Origin of the sequence: Curtobacterium sp. PhB78 (assembly GCF_003751685.1) — a bacterium.
In the GTDB taxonomy this organism is placed as follows: Bacteria; Actinomycetota; Actinomycetes; order Actinomycetales; family Microbacteriaceae; genus Curtobacterium.
In genome coordinates, this window is record NZ_RKIA01000003.1 from 56,837 (window position 1) to 74,481 (window position 17,645).

Annotated in this window: 16 protein-coding genes and 1 tRNA gene; 10 read left to right on the forward strand and 7 right to left on the reverse strand. The window is 70.8% G+C overall.

Annotated features, from left to right (window positions below; genetic code table 11):
* Window positions 1–69 precede the first annotated feature (69 nt).
* Window positions 70–651 carry a TetR/AcrR family transcriptional regulator gene (locus EDF53_RS07085; protein ID WP_123292920.1) on the forward strand — a complete coding sequence of 194 codons (582 nt, stop codon included), beginning with the start codon at window positions 70–72 and terminating at the stop codon, window positions 649–651.
* A gap of 66 nt (window positions 652–717) precedes the next feature.
* Here the strand turns inward: EDF53_RS07085 and EDF53_RS19280 are convergent, their stop codons facing one another.
* The 5 genes from EDF53_RS19280 to gabT all read right to left on the reverse strand — a co-directional run bounded on the left by EDF53_RS19280 (window position 718) and on the right by gabT (window position 6,593).
* Entirely contained in the window at window positions 718–879 is a 162-nt protein-coding gene (locus tag EDF53_RS19280) for a hypothetical protein (protein ID WP_159572952.1), read from the reverse strand.
* Between the two features lie 17 nt (window positions 880–896).
* A complete protein-coding gene (locus EDF53_RS07090; protein ID WP_123292921.1) occupies window positions 897–2,186 on the reverse strand; it encodes a PQQ-binding-like beta-propeller repeat protein in 1,290 nt (429 codons plus the stop codon).
* Window positions 2,187–2,338: 152 nt separating this feature from the next.
* Window positions 2,339–3,706, reverse strand: coding sequence for an NAD(P)/FAD-dependent oxidoreductase (locus EDF53_RS07095; protein ID WP_123292922.1), 1,368 nt, complete (start codon window positions 3,704–3,706; stop codon window positions 2,339–2,341).
* A complete protein-coding gene (locus EDF53_RS07100) occupies window positions 3,703–5,235 on the reverse strand; it encodes an NAD-dependent succinate-semialdehyde dehydrogenase (RefSeq protein ID WP_123292923.1) in 1,533 nt (510 codons plus the stop codon). Before EDF53_RS07100 ends, EDF53_RS07095 begins: the two co-directional genes overlap by 4 nt.
* Window positions 5,232–6,593, reverse strand: a complete 1,362-nt coding sequence (gene gabT, locus EDF53_RS07105; RefSeq protein ID WP_123292924.1) for a 4-aminobutyrate--2-oxoglutarate transaminase — start codon at window positions 6,591–6,593, stop codon at window positions 5,232–5,234. Before gabT ends, EDF53_RS07100 begins: the two co-directional genes overlap by 4 nt.
* A 92-nt stretch (window positions 6,594–6,685) precedes the next feature.
* Between gabT and EDF53_RS07110 the strand changes: the two genes are divergently transcribed.
* Complete coding sequence (locus EDF53_RS07110; RefSeq protein WP_123292925.1) at window positions 6,686–8,221, forward strand: PucR family transcriptional regulator; 1,536 nt, start codon at window positions 6,686–6,688, stop codon at window positions 8,219–8,221.
* 20 nt (window positions 8,222–8,241) lie between these two features.
* Window positions 8,242–8,859, forward strand: a complete 618-nt coding sequence (locus tag EDF53_RS07115) for a TetR family transcriptional regulator (protein ID WP_148058298.1) — start codon at window positions 8,242–8,244, stop codon at window positions 8,857–8,859.
* Here the strand turns inward: EDF53_RS07115 and EDF53_RS07120 are convergent.
* Window positions 8,842–9,543, reverse strand: a complete 702-nt coding sequence (locus EDF53_RS07120) for an NUDIX domain-containing protein (RefSeq protein WP_123292927.1) — start codon at window positions 9,541–9,543, stop codon at window positions 8,842–8,844. The genes EDF53_RS07115 and EDF53_RS07120 overlap by 18 nt on opposite strands.
* Before the next feature lie 58 nt (window positions 9,544–9,601).
* On the opposite strand from EDF53_RS07120, the gene EDF53_RS07125 reads away from it, so the two are divergent.
* A complete protein-coding gene (locus EDF53_RS07125; RefSeq protein WP_148058299.1) occupies window positions 9,602–10,081 on the forward strand; it encodes a hypothetical protein in 480 nt (159 codons plus the stop codon).
* Between the two features lie 86 nt (window positions 10,082–10,167).
* On the opposite strand, the gene EDF53_RS07130 is transcribed toward EDF53_RS07125, so the two are convergent.
* A tRNA-Leu gene (locus EDF53_RS07130) sits at window positions 10,168–10,254 on the reverse strand.
* An 86-nt stretch (window positions 10,255–10,340) separates the two neighbouring features.
* Here EDF53_RS07130 and EDF53_RS07135 point away from each other — a divergent pair.
* The 6 genes from EDF53_RS07135 to EDF53_RS07160 are packed head-to-tail and all read left to right on the forward strand — an operon-like array spanning window position 10,341 to window position 17,611.
* Window positions 10,341–11,021, forward strand: coding sequence for a DUF3662 and FHA domain-containing protein (locus tag EDF53_RS07135; protein ID WP_123292929.1), 681 nt, complete (start codon window positions 10,341–10,343; stop codon window positions 11,019–11,021).
* Window positions 11,018–11,569 carry an FHA domain-containing protein gene (locus EDF53_RS07140; RefSeq protein ID WP_123292930.1) on the forward strand — a complete coding sequence of 184 codons (552 nt, stop codon included), beginning with the start codon at window positions 11,018–11,020 and terminating at the stop codon, window positions 11,567–11,569. The genes EDF53_RS07135 and EDF53_RS07140 overlap by 4 nt, the downstream gene beginning before the upstream one ends.
* A gap of 6 nt (window positions 11,570–11,575) precedes the next feature.
* Window positions 11,576–12,934 carry a Stp1/IreP family PP2C-type Ser/Thr phosphatase gene (locus EDF53_RS07145; RefSeq protein ID WP_111083696.1) on the forward strand — a complete coding sequence of 453 codons (1,359 nt, stop codon included), beginning with the start codon at window positions 11,576–11,578 and terminating at the stop codon, window positions 12,932–12,934.
* Entirely contained in the window at window positions 12,931–14,373 is a 1,443-nt protein-coding gene (locus tag EDF53_RS07150) for an FtsW/RodA/SpoVE family cell cycle protein (RefSeq protein WP_123292931.1), read from the forward strand. The genes EDF53_RS07145 and EDF53_RS07150 overlap by 4 nt, the downstream gene beginning before the upstream one ends.
* On the forward strand, window positions 14,370–15,824 hold the full coding sequence (locus EDF53_RS07155; protein ID WP_111083694.1) for a penicillin-binding protein 2: 1,455 nt from the start codon (window positions 14,370–14,372) through the stop codon (window positions 15,822–15,824). The genes EDF53_RS07150 and EDF53_RS07155 overlap by 4 nt, the downstream gene beginning before the upstream one ends.
* A complete protein-coding gene (locus tag EDF53_RS07160) occupies window positions 15,821–17,611 on the forward strand; it encodes a serine/threonine-protein kinase (RefSeq protein ID WP_123292932.1) in 1,791 nt (596 codons plus the stop codon). The genes EDF53_RS07155 and EDF53_RS07160 overlap by 4 nt, the downstream gene beginning before the upstream one ends.
* Window positions 17,612–17,645: the final 34 nt, after the last annotated feature.

Consider the following 17,645-nt stretch of genomic DNA (forward strand, 5'->3'; position numbering starts at 1 on the left):
TCCTATCTGAACAGATCAGTTCGGTTTGATGCTGGTAACTGTACAGATCGGTGCGGTAAAGTCAACGTCATGTCCGAGCAGCCCGCACCGAGGACCCGTCGCCGTCCCGCGTACGAACGTGCCGTCGCGACGGCGGACCGACTGTTCTACGAACGGGGCATCCGTGCGGTGGGCGTCGACCAGGTCGCAGCCGAGGCCGACATCTCGAAGGCCAGCCTCTACACGCACTTCCGGACCAAGGACGACCTGGTCGTCGGGTACCTGCAGGGGCGGAGTCGTGCCTGGCAGGAGCACGTCTCCGCCGAACTCCCAGGGCGCGCGTCATCCGCCAGAGGGCGGATCGCAGCGGTGTTCGACATGCTCGGCGAGTGGTTCGACGAGCCCGGGTACCGCGGCTGCCCGTTCATCAACGCCGAGGCGGAGTACGGGGACGACCGCCCGACGCACGCGATCACCCTCGAACACCGTGACTGGGTGCGCGGCCTCTTCCGAACGCTGCTCACCGAAGCAGGTGTTGCGGACGTGGACTGGTCAGCGCTCCAGCTGTGCGTCCTCTACGACGGTGCCATGGCGAGCGCCCAGGCCGATCCGTCGCGGCCGTGGGCCGTGGCGGCGCGCTCCGCCGCCGAGCGGCTCGTCGCCCTGGACTGACGGGACCACGGACAGGAGGCCCGGGGCGGTCTCGCCACGGGCCTCCTGTCCGATCTCGGGTCGCCGCTACTGCTGCGGGTCGGCGGGCTCGCCGCCGGAGTCCGTGTCACTGTCCTGCGCGGGGTCCTTCGTCGCGTCGCCCGTGGGTGACCCGTCCGGCAGGTCCTCGGTGTACTGCGCTTCGGCCTCGCTGGGGTCGCTGGATCCGTTCGCCGTCGTGTCGCTCATGGCCGGGACGGTACGCGTCACCGGCTGGGGACGTACGACTGGACACCGCACCCTGTCGACACGAACAGACGGTGCTGCGCCACGACGAGGTTGCCGGTGCCACCGCCTGCGGAGCAGGCGTCGACGATCGAGTTGCGCACGGCTCCGGTCCGCTCGTCGACGGCGAGGATCCCTGTGGGGCTGCCCGAGTCCGCCGTGTGGGCGAGCCACACGATCCCGTTCGCGACGACCGGCGCGGCGCTGGCTTCCGAGGGCGCCTGACCTGATCCGCCGACGAGGGGCAGTGCGCGCGTCCAGAGCACCTTCCCGGACGTCAGGTCGAATGCCCGCAGGGTCGCGGGCACTGCCGGGGTGCCGGACGCGCCGCCCGTGGCGGGGACGGCCGCCGTACCGGTCGTGGTCGCGAACCCGACCCTCCCGTCGAAGGCCCACGAGGTCGCCGACGGCGGCAGGGTCCGGACGATCCGGCCTGTCTTCGCTCCGAACACCGTGGTGACCGTGCCCGGTGTGTACAAGAGCCCCTCGTGGAGCGACGGCATCGACCCGTTGACGTTCGCGGAGTACCCGTAGCCACCGGCCGGGTACCTCGTCGCCCACACCTGCTTCCCCCTCGTGTCGAACGCCTGCACGCCTCCATCGCCGGCCAGGTACAGCCGCCCGCCGGAGATCAGCGTCTGGCCGTGTTCACCGAACCGCATCCCGAGGTCGAACGCCGGCTTCCCGGTAGCGGCCGACAGCACGCTCGATGAGCGGGCGACCAGCCCGGAACCGACGCTCTCGCGTTGGTCCGCCGAGATGCCCTGCTGCGCCGACCAGAGCACCCCGCCGGTCCGCGCCGACAGGGCGTCCACCCGCGATCCCCCGGTGTCGGGGAGGTCGTGCAGCACGAACACCTTGCCGTCGGTGACGGTCGCCGAGAAGGCGAGGTGGTAGCGCTTGCGCCACTGCAACGCTCCGGTCGTGGTCAGGTACGCCGAGACGTAGGAACACTGGTACCCGGTCTCGTCCACGATCGTGAAGGTCTTGGTGACGCTGATGGTCGATGCGGTCATCCCGTTGCTCTGCGGGCAGGTCGGAGGAGCGTTGCGCCAGCTGCGGGCGACGGCGGCCGGGAGCGTCTCGGTGAGTTGAGCGTTCTGGTTCGTGCCGTCGATGCCGGTGCCGATGGCTGTGGTTCCGGTGGACGGGTACGGGAGGTGTGTCGGCACGATGGACGTGCCGTCGGCGGACGCCGTGGCGGGCGCGACGAGGAGACTCACGAGCAGCCCGACGGTGGACAGCGCGATCAGGTAGATGCGACGGTGCATGATCCGCAACGTAGGCCCGGCTGGCACGGCCGGTCCGCCCGTGGACCGCGACGTGCGGGGTCACGCAAGCGATGGTGCGGTCTGGACGCGACGGCGGACGGGAGGCACCGTGCTGGCTCGCACCGCGCCTCCCGTCCCTCGTCGGTGTGGGACTACCGAACCGCCGGTTGCGGGACCACGGCCAGGATCTCTGCCGCGACCTCGCGCCCGATCCGCACCGCACCGTCGACGTGCTGGTACCCCTGCCCGGCCAGGTCGCTCGACGCGAACCGGATCGGACCGACGGCTGCACGCTGGTCGGCGCCGTAGCGGACGAGCCCGCCCAGGTCGAAGCTCGCCGCGTAGGCGCCGCGGGTCCACTCCTCGGTGCCCCAGTCGCTCTCGTAGTACACGACCGGGCGCCGGGCCTCGTCACCGTAGTAGTGGGCGAGTGACGCGAGCACGCGGGCCTTCCGTTCCTCGGCCGACAGCGCGAACAGGTCGTCGGCGTGCTGGTCGGAGACGAACCCGACGAGCGTGCCCTGCTCCGAGCCGTGCTCGGTGTTGTCGTACGCCTCGTGCACGACCTCGTACGGGCTGAACGCGGTGCCGGAGAGCCCGGCGCCGCGCCAGAACGGCCGGTCGTAGACGGCGTGCACCTTGATGACGAAGCCCATCGACAGGTGCTGGTGCAGCTGGTGCTGGCGACGGGGCAGCGGGGGTTCGTACGAGATCCGCGAGTACAGGGGCGGCGGCACGGCGACGAGCGCCTGCCGAGCGTGGACCTCGAGGCCGCCGTCGGTGAACGCGACGACCCCGTCGTCGGTCCAGCGCAGGGTGCGCACCGGCGCGTTCAGGTGCACGGCGTCACCGAGGCGCTCCGCGAGGCGTTCGGACACCTGCTGCATGCCGCCGACGACGCGCTTGTCCAGGATGAAGTCGGCGTCGACCAGGTTCGTGAAGCTCCCGGCAGAGGCAGCCATCAGCAGGGCCTGCAGTGCCGAGAACGCGTGTGCCGGCTTCGTGAGCATGGCGCCCGCGATGAACAGTTCGACGTTGTCGGTGGCGACGCGGTCGTCGCTCAGCGTGTGGAGCCAGGCGCGGAAGGAGACCTCGTCGAGTGCCGCCGCGTGCGGGGACTCCCACGGACGCGCGGGGTCGACCGCTGCGACGTACTCGTCGACGACCGTCACGAGTCGCTCGATCTCGTTCGCCGTCGCCTCGGGCAGCGGGAAGATGTCGCCGGTGTACTCGGTGCGGGTGCCCTCGGCGTCGACGTAGACGCTGGAGCCCTCGCGGTACCGGTCGTACGTGTCGAGTCCGAGTTCGTCGAGGGTCTCGAGCAGTGCGGTCTGGTCGGGCGAGACCCACTGGCCACCGATCTCGAGGGTGACCCCCTCGATGTCGTTCGTCCAGGTGCGGCCCCCCACGCGGTCGCGCGCCTCGAGCACCGTGACGGTCAGTCCCGCGGCGCGCAGGCGGTTCGCGGCGGTCAGGCCGGTGACACCGGCTCCGATGACGACGACGTCGCTCTCGATCATCGTGCTGCTCCTTCGGTGGTGGTGCTCCGGAACGGGTCCGGGGTCAGCGTGTACATGGTCTCGAGGTACTCGGCGATGCCCTCGCCGCCGCCCTCGCGGCCGAGGCCGGACTGCTTCACCCCGCCGAACGGGGCCGACGCGTTCGAGACGACCCCGGTGTTGAGTCCGAGCATGCCGGTCTCGAGCCGCTCCATCAGGCGCTGGCCGCGGGCCGGGTCCTCGGTGAACGCGTAGCCGACCAGACCGTACTCGGTGTCGTTGGCGGCGGCCACGGCCTCGTCCTCGGTCCGGAAGGTCCGGATCGCCAGGACGGGTCCGAAGATCTCGTCGCGGAGCAGGTCGCTGCCGGACTGCACGTCGGTCAGGACCGTGGGCGCGTAGAAGGTGCCGGGGCCGTCGACCGGGTGTCCGCCGGTGCGGAGCGTCGCCCCGCGGTCGAGCGCGTCGGTGACCAGGCGGTGCGCCTTGTCGACGGCGCGGTCGTCGATGAGCGGTCCGATGGCGACGCCGTCCTCGGTGCCGCGTCCGACGCGCATGGCCTCGACACGTTCGGTGACCCGGCGCGTGAACTCGTCGACGACGTCCTCGTGCACCAGGAACCGGTTCGCGGCGGTGCAGGCCTGCCCGGTGTTGCGGAACTTGGCGGCGAGCGCGCCCTCCACGGCCAGGTCGAGGTCGGCGTCGGCGAACACCAGGAACGGGGCGTTGCCGCCGAGCTCCATGCTCGTCCGGAGCACGTTCTGCGCCGCCTGGGCGAGCAGCGTGCGTCCGACCGGCGTCGAGCCCGTGAACGACAGCTTCCGGAGCCGGGGGTCGGCGATCACCGGCGCGGAGACGTCGGCCGCCCGCGTGGTCTGCACCACGTTGACCACCCCGGCGGGCAGACCGACCTCGCGCAGCAGGTCGACGAACAGCAGGGTCGTGAGTGGCGTGAGCTCGGCTGGCTTCACGACGACGGTGCACCCGGCGGCGAGCGCCGGTGCGATCTTCCGGGTCGCCATCGCCAGCGGGAAGTTCCACGGCGTGATGAGGAACGCGGGGCCGACGGGCTTGTGCGAGACGGTGGCACGGCCGGTGCCCTCCGGGTTGGTGCCGTACGAGCCGCCGATCCGGACCGCTTCCTCCGAGAACCAGCGCAGGAACTCCCCGCCGTACGCGACCTCGCCGCGGGCCTCGGCGAGCGGCTTGCCCATCTCGAGCGTCATGAGCAGCGCGAACTCCTCGCGCCGTTCCTGCAGCAGGTCGAACGCGCGACGGAGCAGCTCGGCGCGGTGCCGCGGCGGTGTGCTCGCCCAGCCCGACTTGGCTGCTTCCGCGGCGTCGAGGGCTCGGACACCGTCCTCGGGGGTTGCGTCGGCGATGTCGAGCAGCCTCTCGCCGGTGGCGGGGTCGACGACGGCGAAGGTCCGGCCGTCGGCCGACGGCTGCCATGCGCCGTCGACCAGGAGGCCCGTGGGGACGCGAGCGAGCAGCTCGCGTTCGGCGTCGGTGCGGTCGGCCGCAGGGGCGGTGGTGGTGCCGGTGGTCATGCTGTTGCGAGTCCTTCCAGGACGACGTCGAGTCCCTCGTGGAGCAGGGCGTCGTCGATCGACAGTGGGGGCAGGAACCGGACGACGTTGCCGTACGTGCCGGCGGTCAGCGCGATGACGCCGTGCTCGAACGCGGACCGCACCACCTTCCCGGTCAGTGCGGCGTCCGGTTCTCCGGTGGCGGGATCCACGAGTTCCATCGCGACCATCGCGCCGCGTCCGCGGACGTCACCGATCCGCGGGTCGGTCGTCTGCGCGGCACGGAGTCGTCCGAGCAGCACGTCCCCGATCTCGCGGGCTCGGTCGATCAGCCCGTCGTGCTCGAACGCGTCGATCGCGGCGAGGGCGGCGGCACAGGCGATCGGGTTGCCGCCGTAGGTGCCGCCGAGCCCGCCGACGTGCGCGGAGTCCATGATCTCGGCGCGCCCGGTCACGGCGGACAGGGGCAGACCGCCGGCCATGCCCTTCGCGGTCGTGACGACGTCCGGCACGATCCCCTCGTGCTCGCTCGCGAACATCGACCCGGTGCGTGCGAAGCCGGTCTGCACCTCGTCGGCGATGAGCACGACGCCGTTCGCCGTGGTCCACTCGGACAGGGCGGCGAGGAACCCGGGCGCGGGGACGACGAAGCCGCCCTCCCCCTGGATCGGCTCGATGAGCAGCGCCGCGGTGTTCGCCGCGCCGACCTGCTTCTCGATCTGGCTGATCGCGCGCTTCGCCGCCTCGGGCCCGGAGAGCCCGTCGTGGAACGGGTACGACATCGGCACCCGGTAGACCTCGGGCGCGAACGGGCCGAAGCCGTCCTTGTAGGGCTGGTTCTTCGCGGTGAGCGCCATCGTGAGGTTCGTGCGGCCGTGGTACGCGTGGTCGAACACCACGACGGCCTGCCGACCGGTGTGCTTGCGCGCGATCTTCACGGCGTTCTCGACGGCCTCGGCGCCGGAGTTGAACAGCGCCGTGCGCTTCTCGTGGTCACCGGGGGTCAGCCGGTTGAGTGCCTCGGCGACCGCGACGTACCCGTCGTAGGCGGCGATGGTGAAGCACGTGTGGGTGAAGGCAGCGACCTGCTCGGTGACCGCGGCGACGACGGCGGGGTGCGCGTTGCCGACGCTGGTCACGGCGATCCCGGACCCCAGGTCGACGAACGAGTTGTCGTCCGCGTCCACGACGACCCCGCCACCGGCTGCGACGACGGCGATCGGCACGGCGACCCCGACCCCGGCCGCGACGGCTCCGGCCTTCCGCGCCATGAGCTCGCGTGACCGGGGGCCGGGGACGGCCGTGACGAGCCGTCGTTCCTGGGGCAGCGAGGGGCCGCCGGTGGGCGCACTGATCGAGGGTGCTGCGGTGGAGGACATGCGGCGATGGTAGGAGCCTGCGGTGACCACGGTGGCTGTCCACCGTGTACATCGAGCACCGGTCCGATCGCCCCGGTGGATAAGGTGCTCCCATGCCCGCGACGCTGCGTTCCCTGTTGCACCGTGCCGACCTCCGCCTCCGCCCGCTGACCGACGCGGACACGGGCGCCCTCGACACCCCGCTGTCGTGGCTGCACAGCTCCGACCTCGAGGACCCGACGCCGTTCCTGGCCGACGGGCAGGGACTGCTGACCACGGGCACCCAGTTCGGCGCCGAGGCCGAGGTCCCGGAGGACATCGCCGGCCCCTACGTCCGCCGACTCGTCGAGCGGGGCGTCGTCGCACTCGGGTTCGGCACCGAGGTCGTCCGCGCCGGCACCCCGGACGCCCTCGTCGCCGCCTGTTCGCAGTACGGACTCCCCTTGTTCGAGGTGCCCTACGAGACCTCGTTCATCGCGGTCGCGCAGGCGAACGCCGAAGCGGTCGCCCGTGACGCGAACGCCCGGAACGCCTGGGCCCTCGCCGCACAGCGGGCGATCTCGCTCGCAGCGATGCGCCCGGACGGGCTCGGGGCCACGATCGCCGAGCTCTCCGGGCAGCTCGACGGCTGGGTCGGGCTCTTCGACGTGTCGGGACGGCTCGACCGCGGGCACCCGACGGACGGCGTGCCCGCGCAGGACCTCGAGCTGCTCCGGACCGAGGCGCTGCGCCTGCTGCGCGCGGGACAGCGGGCGAGCCTGCCGGTGACGACCGAGCACCACACCGGGTTCACGCTGCAGACCCTCGGCAGCGGAGGCCACCTGAGCGGCGTGCTCGCGATCGCGAACGGCGGTGCGCTCGACCGCGCCGGTCGTGAGGTGGTGACGTCCGTCATCGCCCTCGCCGGACTCGCGCTGCAGCAGAACCGTGAGCTGGCCCGGGCTCGCGGGCTCCTGCGCACCGGCCTGCTCACCATGCTCTCGGTCGGCGATCCGGAGGTGGTCCAGTCGACGTCGCGCGAGGTGTGGGGCCCCCTGCCCGCCGAACCCGTCCGGATCGCGGCCCTCGACGTCGACGACCACGACCTCGACACCGTCGTCGACCTGCTCGAACTGTGGGTGCAGGACCGGCCCGGACAGCTCTTCTTCGCCGTCGACGACGCCCTCTTCCTGTGCGTGAGCGCCGACGGCACCGCGATCGTCGAGGAACTGGTCGGGCGCTTCGACCTGCGGGCCGGCCTGTCGGACGGTGCCGCGTACCGGTCGTTCGGCCGCGCTCGCACCGAGGCCGTGCAGGCCCTGGACCGTCGGCGCGAAGGACGACCGGGCACCACCGAGTTCGGCGACCTCGCCCGGGAGGGCGTCCTCGCACACCTGGCCCACGTGGACGTCGACGCCGGCGCCGTCGCCCGCGCGTTCCTCGCTCCCCTGCTCGAACACGACCGGTCGGCGGGCACCGAGCTCACCCGCACCGTCCGCGCCTGGCTCGAGCAGAACTGCGAGTACGACCGCGCCGCCCAGGTGCTCGGCATCCACCGCCACACCGCACGCTCCCGGGTCGAGCACGCCGGCCGACTCCTGGACCGCGACCTCTCCGTCTTCGCGACCCGTGCCGACCTGTGGGCGGCGTTCGTCGTCGAAGGCGCGTGACCCGCGGATACGGTGGGACGATGCCGTCGACACCGGCCCGCCGGCGCCTCAGCCCGGCCGAACGCGGATCCCAGATCGCGGCGGCCGCCGTCGACCTGGCGCGCGCCGAGGGCCTCGCGGCGGTGACGCTCCGCGGGGTCGCCGCCGTGATCGGGGTCGCGCCGTCGCTCGTCGCCCACTACCGCCCGAGCATGGAGGACCTGGTCGGCGAGACGTTCCGCACAGTCGCGACAGCCGAGGTCGCCGAGGTCCGCGCGATCGTCGGCGCTGCGCCCGACCCCGTCTCCGGCCTCCGCACCCTGCTCGGCTGCATGGCCGATCCCGCGCGCGACGACGTCGCCACCCTGTGGGCCGACGCGTGGAGCATCGGCCGCACGAACGCGGCGCTGGCGACCGCGGCACGAGACGTCATGGACGACTGGCAGCTCCTCGCGACCACGGTCGTCGTCGACGGGGTGCGCGCGGGCGTGCTGCGGACCGACGACCCGGACGGCGTGGGACGCCTGCTCTTCGCGCTCGTCGACGCCACCAACGGGTACGCCCTGGTCGACTACCTCGACCGCCCGACCCGCGAGGGCCTGGTCCGCACGACGATCGCCCGAGCGGTGGGCCTGGACGGCTCAGCCCTGTCGGGGTGACACCCGCCGCGGTGCCACTGACCGCAGTGCCACCCACTGCAGCAGCATGATCGTCTTGCCGTCGGCGATCCGGCCGTCCTCGACCATCGCGAGGGCCTCGTCGAGTGCCAGCTCGAGCACCTCGATGTCCTCGCCCTCGTCCTCGACCCCGCCGCCCGCCTCGACCCGGTCCGCCGGTGTGTACGCACCGACGTAGAAGTGGACACGTTCGGTGACCGAACCGGGGCTCATGAAGACGTCGCCGACGCGCACCAGCTCACCCAGCCGGATGCCGAGCTCCTCGGCGGCCTCGCGGCGGACGGCGGTCTCGGGGTCGTCCTCGTCGAGCAGCCCCGCCGCCGCCTCGATGAGCATGCCGTCCGGGTGCCCGTTCACGTACGCCGGCCACCGGAACTGCCGCGTGAGCAGGACCGTGCGGCGCTCGGCGTCGTACGGCAGCACGGTGGCGCCGTTCCCGCGGTCGTAGGTCTCCCGCTGCTGCCGGTCCCACCGGCCGTCCCGGCGCCGGACGTCGAGCGTGGTGCGACGGAGCACGTGCCAGCCGTCCGACACGACCTCGACGTCCCGCACGACGACGTCGGGGTTGCGGTCGAGGTCACGGCCGACGGCGTCGAGTCCGGTCCGCCCACGGGCATCGGGGACGTCGACACCGGGACGAGGGGCTGCTGCACGATCATCGGTCACCTGGTCACGCTAGCGGGGCGGCTGCTCGTACGACCTGCCCGCCCGGTACCGTGCAGCCATGACCAGGACACCGTTCACCCGTCGCCCGGACCGACCGCAGGTGGTCACCGTGTCGTTCGTGCTCTGGCTCGTCTGGGTCGCGGTCTGCCTGGTGGCGACCGTCCTGCAGTTCGTGGCGGGCACGGGCGGCAACGCCCTCGGCACGGTCCTGACGGTGCTCGTCGCCATCGTGGTCTGGGGACTCGTCGGGTGGGCGGTCGTCCGCACGGCCGCCGGGTCGCGGGTGGCACGCATCGTGCTGGTCGTCGTCGCCGCGGCCCGTGCGGTGCTCAGCCTCACGAGCGGCGAGCTCGGACTCCTGACGATCGCGCTGTCGGTCGTCGCCGCGGTCCTCCTCTTCCTGCCCAGCGCGCGCCCGTTCTTCGCACCGAGCGGTGCGGGAAGAACCGACCACGGGTTCTCCGGACCCGGCGTGTCGGGGTCGAGCCGTGCCTCCTGGCCGGATCCCGACCACGCGACGGACGCCGATCGGACCTGATCCGCCCACCGGCGACGGCCGCCCCGGTAGGACCTGGGGGAACACGAAAGGCCCCGGATTCCTCCGGGGCCTTTCGCTGTTTCGCCTGGTGCGCGAGGGGGGACTTGAACCCCCACGCCGTTTCCAGCACACGGACCTGAACCGTGCGCGTCTACCAATTCCGCCACTCGCGCCAGCCCCAAAACACTACCACGCACAGACTGCCCCCTGCGCCAACCACTACCATGCAGTGGTTGACGACCGACGACTCTGGAGACACATGGGCCTGCTGGACAACTTCGAGCGAGGGCTGGAGCGCGCCGTGAACGGCGCGTTCGCGAAGACCTTCCGCTCCGGTGTGCAGCCGGTCGAGATCTCCAGCGCCCTGCGCCGCGAGCTCGACACGAAGGCCGCCGTGGTGTCGCGAGAGCGCATCCTGGTGCCGAACGAGTTCACCGTGCGCCTCGCACCGCCGGACTTCACGCGCATGAACGACGTCGGTCGTCCGCTCATCGACGAACTCACGCAGATGGCCCACCAGCACGCCGTCGCGCAGAACTACTCGTTCTCCGGACCGGTCACCATCCGGCTGCAGCAGGACGGCACCCTGTCGACCGGCATCCTGCAGATCGACTCCACCACGGTGCAGCGCGACGTGGCCTGGATCGCCGTGCTCGACATCGGCTCGCAGCGCCACCGCCTGCAGCGCGGGCGCACCGTGATCGGCCGCGGCAGCGACGCCGACATCACCATCGCGGACACCGGGACGAGCCGGAAGCACGTCGAGGTCCTGTGGGACGGCAAGCACGCCCAGGCCACGGATCTGGGCTCGACGAACGGCTCGAAGCTGAACGGACAGCACTTCCAACAGGCGATCGTGGAGCCGGACTCCACCATCGAGATCGGTCGTACCCGTATGGTGTTCCGGGTGATCCCGGAGAACGACGGAGGTGCTCGATGACCACAGGCCTGACCCTGCTCGTCCTGCGCTTCGCGTTCCTCGCGGTGCTCTGGCTGTTCGTCTTCGTGATCGTCTTCGCCCTGCGCAGTGATCTCTTCGGCCAGCGCGTGCGCACGATCCCCACGGATTCCAAGTCGGCTCCCTCCGGCCCGACGACCCCGACGATCCCCGCAGCGGCGGCGCCGGCAGCGGCCTCGGGTGGTGCGTTCACCGACCTCATCGGGCAACCCACGGCGGCGACGCAGTCGCCCTCGCCGGCAGCGGTGCGCCTCGTGATCACCGAGGGTGCGCGTGAGGGCATGGAGATGCCGCTCGGCGGCGGGCCGATCACGATCGGCCGCTCCAGCGAGTCCAACGTCGTGATCCGCGACGACTACACCTCGACCAACCACGCCCGGCTCGACCTGCGCGCCGACGGCTGGCTCCTCACCGACCTCGAGTCCACGAACGGCACCTTCGTCAACGGTCAGAAGGTGAGCGCTCCCCTGATCGTCACGGAGCGCACGCCGATCACGATCGGGACGACGACGTTCGAGCTGCGGCGGTAACCCGGCATGACCGCTCGCACGTTGAGCGCCGCTGTGTCCCACGTGGGCCGCATCCGCGCGAACAACCAGGACTCCGGCTACGCCGGGGCGCACCTGTTCGCGGTCGCGGACGGCATGGGTGGGCACGCCGGCGGCGACGTCGCCTCGGCGATCGCGATCCGGCGCATCAGGGAGGTGGACCGCGAGTTCCCCTCGGCCCACGACGCCGAGTTCGCGCTGCAGTCGGCCCTGATCGCCGCGAACCAGCTCATCACCGAGACGGTCTTCGAGCACCAGGAACTCACCGGCATGGGCACCACGGTGTCCGCGATGATCCGGGTCGGCGAGCAGATCGCGATCGCGCACATCGGTGACTCGCGCATCTACCGCCACCGCGACGGCGAGCTGCAGCAGATCACGTCGGACCACACCTTCGTGCAGCGCCTGGTCGACAGCGGCCGGATCACCCCGGAGGAAGCCGCGGTCCACCCCCGTCGCTCGGTGCTCATGCGGGTGCTCGGCGACGTCGATGCCGCACCCGAGGTCGACACCGCGATCATGGACATCCAGCCGGGCGACCGCTGGCTGCTGTGCTCCGATGGCCTGTCGTCGTACCTGGCCGAAGAGCGCATCCGGCACGCCCTGGCGTCGAACATGGACGCCAACCAGGTCACGCAGCGCCTGGTCAAGGAGACCCTCGACCACGGCGCCCCCGACAACGTCACCGTCGTCGTCATGGACGTCACCGCGGACGAGGTCGACGACGACGACGACGCGGCCACCACCGTCGGGTCCGCGGCTGCTCCCCTGACCTTCGAGGCCTCGACCGGTCGCAAGCCGATCCGCCTCCCCACGATCCTGCTGCACCCGCTCAAGGTCACCACCGCCCCCGAGGACTCGCACTTCGAGCCCGAGTCCGACCAGTTCTTCGCGGAGCTCATCGCCGAGGACCGCCGACGCCGCATCCGACGTCGGGTCTCGTGGACGGTCGCGCTCGTGGTGGCGGTCGCTGCCCTGGTCGGGGCCGTGTTCCTCGGCTGGCGGATCACCCAGGACCACTACTACGTCGGCACCGACCGCGGCACGGTCGCCATCTACAAGGGCGTCCAGCAGTCGATCGGACCACTGGCGCTGTCGGACGTCTACGAGGACACCGACATCACCGTGTCGATGCTGCCGGACTACACCCGCGAGAACGTCCGCTCGACGATCAACGCGCAGTCGCTCGACGACGCGCGGGACATCGTCGACCGACTGCGGAAGGCCGCCGAGACCGGGCAGGACCAAGCCGGTACCGGCGGTGACGGCGGATCCACCTCGTCACCCTCGCCGTCACCGACCCGGTCGTCGACGCCCTCCCCGTCCCCGACCCGGGGCTCGCGATGAGCAACGCCACCGCCCAGTCGTTCACGCAGGCGATCACGATCAAGCTCCGTGAACCCGCACGTGCTCGGAACCTCGAGCTCGTGCTGCTCGTCATCGCCTGCGGCATCTGCGCCGGCGCGATGGTGCTCGTGCAGCTCGGCACCAAGGGGCGACTGTTCGACACCTCGGTGCTGTGGGTCGGCGGGGGCATCCTCGGGCTGGGGCTCGTGATGCACGTCGTGCTGCGGGTCGTCGCCAAGAACGCCGACCCGTTCGTCCTGCCGATCGCACTCGTCCTGAACGGCATCGGCATCGCGGAGATCTACCGCATCGACGTCCACAACGGCCTGACCGGCTGGGACGCCATCGGTGTGAAGCAGATCGTCTGGACGATGCTCGCGATGGTCCTGGCGATCATCACGCTGCTGGTCGTCCGGAACCACCGGTTCCTGCAGCGCTACCGCTACATCTTCATGTTCCTGACGATCGCGCTGCTCCTGCTGCCGATGCTCCCCGGCATCGGCTACGCACCCGGCGGAGCACGGGTCTGGATCCGCGTCGGACCGTTCTCGTTCCAGCCGGGCGAACTCGCGAAGATCACCATGGCGCTCTTCTTCGCCGGGTACCTCGTCACCGCGCGCGACTCGCTGTCGATCGTCGGCAAGAGATTCCTCGGCATGACGTTCCCGCGTGCCCGCGACCTCGGCCCGATCCTGGTGATGTGGGGCGCCGCGATGGCGGTCCTCGTCTTCCAGCGCGACCTCGGCACGGCGCTGCTGTACTTCGGCCTGTTCCTCGTGATGATCTACGTCGCGACCGCGCGCATCAGCTGGGTGGCCATCGGCCTCGTGCTGTTCGTCGGCGGCGCCCTCGTCGCGCAGAGCGTCCTCGAGTACGTGCACGGCCGGTTCGAGCAGTGGCTCGACCCGTTCAACCAAGAGGTCTTCAGCCGCGACACCCAGGCGAGCTACCAGCTGGTGCAGGGACTGTTCGGCTTCGCGAACGGCGGCATCACCGGCACCGGCCTCGGCCAGGGGCGCCCATACATCACGCCCGTCGCCAACGCGGACTACATCATCGCCTCGCTCGGCGAGGAGCTCGGCCTGATCGGCGTCTTCGCGATCCTGGCGCTCTTCATCGTGCTGGCCTCGCGCGGCATCCGCGTCGGGTTCATGGCGCAGGACGACTTCGGCAAGCTGCTCGGCGTCGGCTTCGGCTTCGTGATCGCCCTGCAGGTGTTCGTCGTCGTCGGTGGCATCACCCGCGTGATCCCGGTGACCGGCCTGACCACGCCGTTCATGGCTGCGGGTGGTTCCTCGCTCATCGCCAACTGGATCATCGCCGCGATGCTGCTGCGACTCACCGATTCCATCCCAGCCGAACAACGCGTCCAGCAGGGTGCGATCCCCGCCGCGAGCGGGCGGTCCGCGCGCGCGACCAGGAAGGAGCGTCGTCGATGAACCGACAGCTCCGCGGTGTCTCGACCGTCATCGTGCTCATGTTCGTCGCACTCTTCGTGTCGACGACCTCGATCCAGTTCTTCTCGGCGGACACGCTCCGCGCCGACTCCCGCAACTCCCGCACCATCTTGGACAGTTACTCGACCAAGCGCGGTGCGATCCTCGTCGACGGCAGCCCGATCGCCGAGTCGACCCCCGTGGACGACCAGTACGAGTACCAGCGCAAGTACACGAACGGCGACCTGTACTCGGCGGTCACCGGGTACTTCACGATCGGCCAGGGCAACACCGGCATCGAGAGCGCGGAGAACACCGTGCTCTCCGGCAACTCCGACGCCTCGTTCTTCCAGAACCTCAACTCGATCCTCACCGGCCAGGACGTCCAGGGCGACAACGTCAACCTGACGATCGACCCCGCCGTGCAGCAGGCCGCGTACGACGCCCTCGGCACGAACAGCGGCGCCGTCGTGGCCATTCAGCCGAAGACCGGCAAGATCCTCGCGATGGTCTCGAAGCCGAGCTACGACCCGAACACCCTCACCTCGCACGACACCGCGAAGGTCAAGGAGCAGTACGACGCCCTGCTCGGCGCCTCGTCGTCCCCGCTGCAGAACCGCGCGATCGGCGGCGACCTGTACACGCCCGGGTCCGTCTTCAAGCTCGTCGTGGCATCGGCGGCGCTCGAGGGCGGCAAGTACAACCTCGACTCGACGTTCCCGAACCCGTCGCGCCTACAGCTCCCCGGCACGAGCTCGTACATCAACAACGCCGAGGGTGGCACGTGCGGCGGCGGCGACAAGGTCAAGCTCCGCACGGCCATCCAGTACTCGTGCAACATCCCGTTCGCCGAGCTCGGACAGAAGCTCGGGTACGACGCGATCAAGAGCATGGCCGACAAGTACGGCTTCGGTGACGCCATCGAGGTCCCGATGTCCGCGACCGCCAGCCAGTACCCCGAGGTCGACTCCACCGCGCAGCTCATGCTCAGCGCGTTCGGCCAGGCGAGCGTCCGGGTGTCCCCGCTGCAGATGGCCATGGTGTCGGCCGGCATCGCGAACGGCGGCAAGGTCATGCAGCCCTCGCTCGTCGACTCGATCACCACGAGCGACCTGAAGACGGTCGAGTCCTTCTCCCCGAGGCAGTACAGTGATCCGCTGTCCTCCTCCGAGTCCGCTGACCTCACCGAGGCCATGCAGAGCGTCGTGAACGCCGGGACCGGAACGAATGCCAAGATCGACGGTGTCGACGTCGCAGGGAAGACGGGCACGGCCGAGGGCGGAACAGGCGATCCCTACACCCTCTGGTTCACCGGGTTCGCGCCCGCGAAGGACCCGGAGGTCGCCGTGGCGGTCGTCGTCGGAGACGGCGGCGGGCTCGGCCAGTCGGGAGTCGGCAACACAGTCGCGGCCCCGGTCGCGAAGAAAGTCATGGAGGCGGTGCTGAACAAATGAGACCCACCAGCGGACTCACCTTCGGTGGGCGGTACCAGCTCTCGTCCCGGGTCGCCATCGGCGGCATGGGAGAGGTGTGGCAGGCCACCGACCTCGTCATCGGCCGAACCGTCGCACTCAAGATCCTCAAGGACGAGTACCTCGGCGACCCCGGGTTCCTCGAGCGCTTCCGCGCCGAGGCCCGCCACGCTGCGCTCGTCAACCACGAGGGCATCGCCAACGTCTTCGACTACGGCGAAGAGGACGGCAGCGCCTACCTCGTGATGGAGCTCGTCCCCGGCGAAGCGCTCTCGACCATGATCGAGCGCGAGCACACGCTGCCGGTCGACAAGGTCCTGGACATCGTCGCGCAGACCGCGAACGCCCTGCAGGCCGCGCACGCGGTCGGTCTCGTGCACCGCGACATCAAGCCCGGCAACCTGCTCATCACGCCGGACGGCCGCGTCAAGATCACCGACTTCGGCATCGCACGCATCGCCGACCAGGTCCCGCTCACCGCGACCGGCCAGGTCATGGGCACCGTGCAGTACCTCTCGCCCGAGCAGGCGAGCGGGCACCCGGCGTCGCCGTCGACCGACATCTACTCGCTCGGGATCGTCGCGTACGAAGCCCTGGCGGGTCGTCGTCCCTTCACGGGCGAGTCGCAGGTCGCGATCGCGATGGCGCACATCAACGAGCAGCCGCCGGCGTTGCCCGGGGACATCCCCGAGCCCGTCGCCGCCCTCGTGATCTCGTGCATCGCGAAGAAGCCCGCCGATCGTCCCGCCACCGCCGCCAACCTGGCGCGCGCCGCACAGGCACTCCGTCGCGGTGACGTCGCAGCGGCCACCGTCGCTGTCCCCGCCATCGCGCAGGGCGGCACCGTCGCGTTCAACCCGCCGCAGGGTCAGGGCAACGACGCTGCCACCGCGCTGCTCGGCACCCAGTCCGGTGCGGCCGCCGGTGGACCCGTCGGACCGCGCTCCCCGGCGACGGACGAGCCCGAGGAACCGAAGAAGAAGCGCGCCTGGATCTGGTGGGTCGTCGGCATCGTCGTGGTACTCGCGATCGCCGGTGTCGTCGGAGCGTTCGCGCTGAACGGTGCGGCCGACCCGGACCCGACCCCCTCGAACTCCGCGTCGAGGACCCCGCGTCCGACGACGACACCGTCCGAAACCCCGTCCCAGACGCCGGTCGACACCCGCGTGACGGTGTCGGCAGCCGACTACACGGGCCAGAACGCCGAGCAGGTCGCGAACCAGCTCCGCGGTCGGGGCCTGGTCGCCGAGGTCGTCGCCGGTTCGAACGCGACGTCCTCCGACCAGGTCGGCACCGTCGAGTCGCTCAGCCCCGAGGGCAGCCTCGAGCAGGGTACGACGGTGACGATCAAGGCGTTCGGCGACGTGCTGACCGCCGAGGCACCCGAGCGTGCGACCGGTGGATCCGTGAGCGACTCCGGCCGCGTCACGTTCAGCTGGCCGTCCTACGACCAGTGCCCCGCCGGGTACTCCGACGTGAGCTACACGTACACGATCGACAACGGCACGGTTCCGTCGAACGGCAGCAGCTCGGGCTCGACCTCCGGCACGGCGGTCACCGTCGCGGCCGCGCAGTCCGGCACGGTGACCCTGTCGTACAAGGTGACGTGCAAGTCGCCGCAGTCCGGCACCGCGGTCGTCTCCGACTCGTCGCCCGGGGCGCAGGTCACCTGGACCGAGCCCACCGACGAAGAGACCACGCCGGTTGACGGCACTGACCCGAGCGAAGGAACGAACCCGAGCCAGGGCGGCCCGCAGGACAACGGCTGAACGACCCCCGGACGGGGACTGTCGACACCGTTCG

Coding starts and splice junctions, on each gene's coding strand:
- EDF53_RS07140 (WP_123292930.1), top strand. CDS start 11,018: ATGACCACAGGCCTGACCCTGCTCGTCCTGCGCTTCGCGTTCCTCGCG.
- EDF53_RS07160 (WP_123292932.1), top strand. CDS start 15,821: ATGAGACCCACCAGCGGACTCACCTTCGGTGGGCGGTACCAGCTCTCG.
- EDF53_RS07085 (WP_123292920.1), top strand. CDS start 70: ATGTCCGAGCAGCCCGCACCGAGGACCCGTCGCCGTCCCGCGTACGAA.
- EDF53_RS07100 (WP_123292923.1), bottom strand. CDS start 5,235: ATGACCACCGGCACCACCACCGCCCCTGCGGCCGACCGCACCGACGCC.
- EDF53_RS07150 (WP_123292931.1), top strand. CDS start 12,931: ATGAGCAACGCCACCGCCCAGTCGTTCACGCAGGCGATCACGATCAAG.
- EDF53_RS07090 (WP_123292921.1), bottom strand. CDS start 2,186: ATGCACCGTCGCATCTACCTGATCGCGCTGTCCACCGTCGGGCTGCTC.
- EDF53_RS07145 (WP_111083696.1), top strand. CDS start 11,576: ATGACCGCTCGCACGTTGAGCGCCGCTGTGTCCCACGTGGGCCGCATC.
- EDF53_RS07095 (WP_123292922.1), bottom strand. CDS start 3,706: ATGATCGAGAGCGACGTCGTCGTCATCGGAGCCGGTGTCACCGGCCTG.
- EDF53_RS07115 (WP_148058298.1), top strand. CDS start 8,242: ATGCCGTCGACACCGGCCCGCCGGCGCCTCAGCCCGGCCGAACGCGGA.
- EDF53_RS07135 (WP_123292929.1), top strand. CDS start 10,341: ATGGGCCTGCTGGACAACTTCGAGCGAGGGCTGGAGCGCGCCGTGAAC.
- EDF53_RS07125 (WP_148058299.1), top strand. CDS start 9,602: ATGACCAGGACACCGTTCACCCGTCGCCCGGACCGACCGCAGGTGGTC.
- EDF53_RS19280 (WP_159572952.1), bottom strand. CDS start 879: ATGAGCGACACGACGGCGAACGGATCCAGCGACCCCAGCGAGGCCGAA.
- EDF53_RS07110 (WP_123292925.1), top strand. CDS start 6,686: ATGCCCGCGACGCTGCGTTCCCTGTTGCACCGTGCCGACCTCCGCCTC.
- gabT (WP_123292924.1), bottom strand. CDS start 6,593: ATGTCCTCCACCGCAGCACCCTCGATCAGTGCGCCCACCGGCGGCCCC.
- EDF53_RS07155 (WP_111083694.1), top strand. CDS start 14,370: ATGAACCGACAGCTCCGCGGTGTCTCGACCGTCATCGTGCTCATGTTC.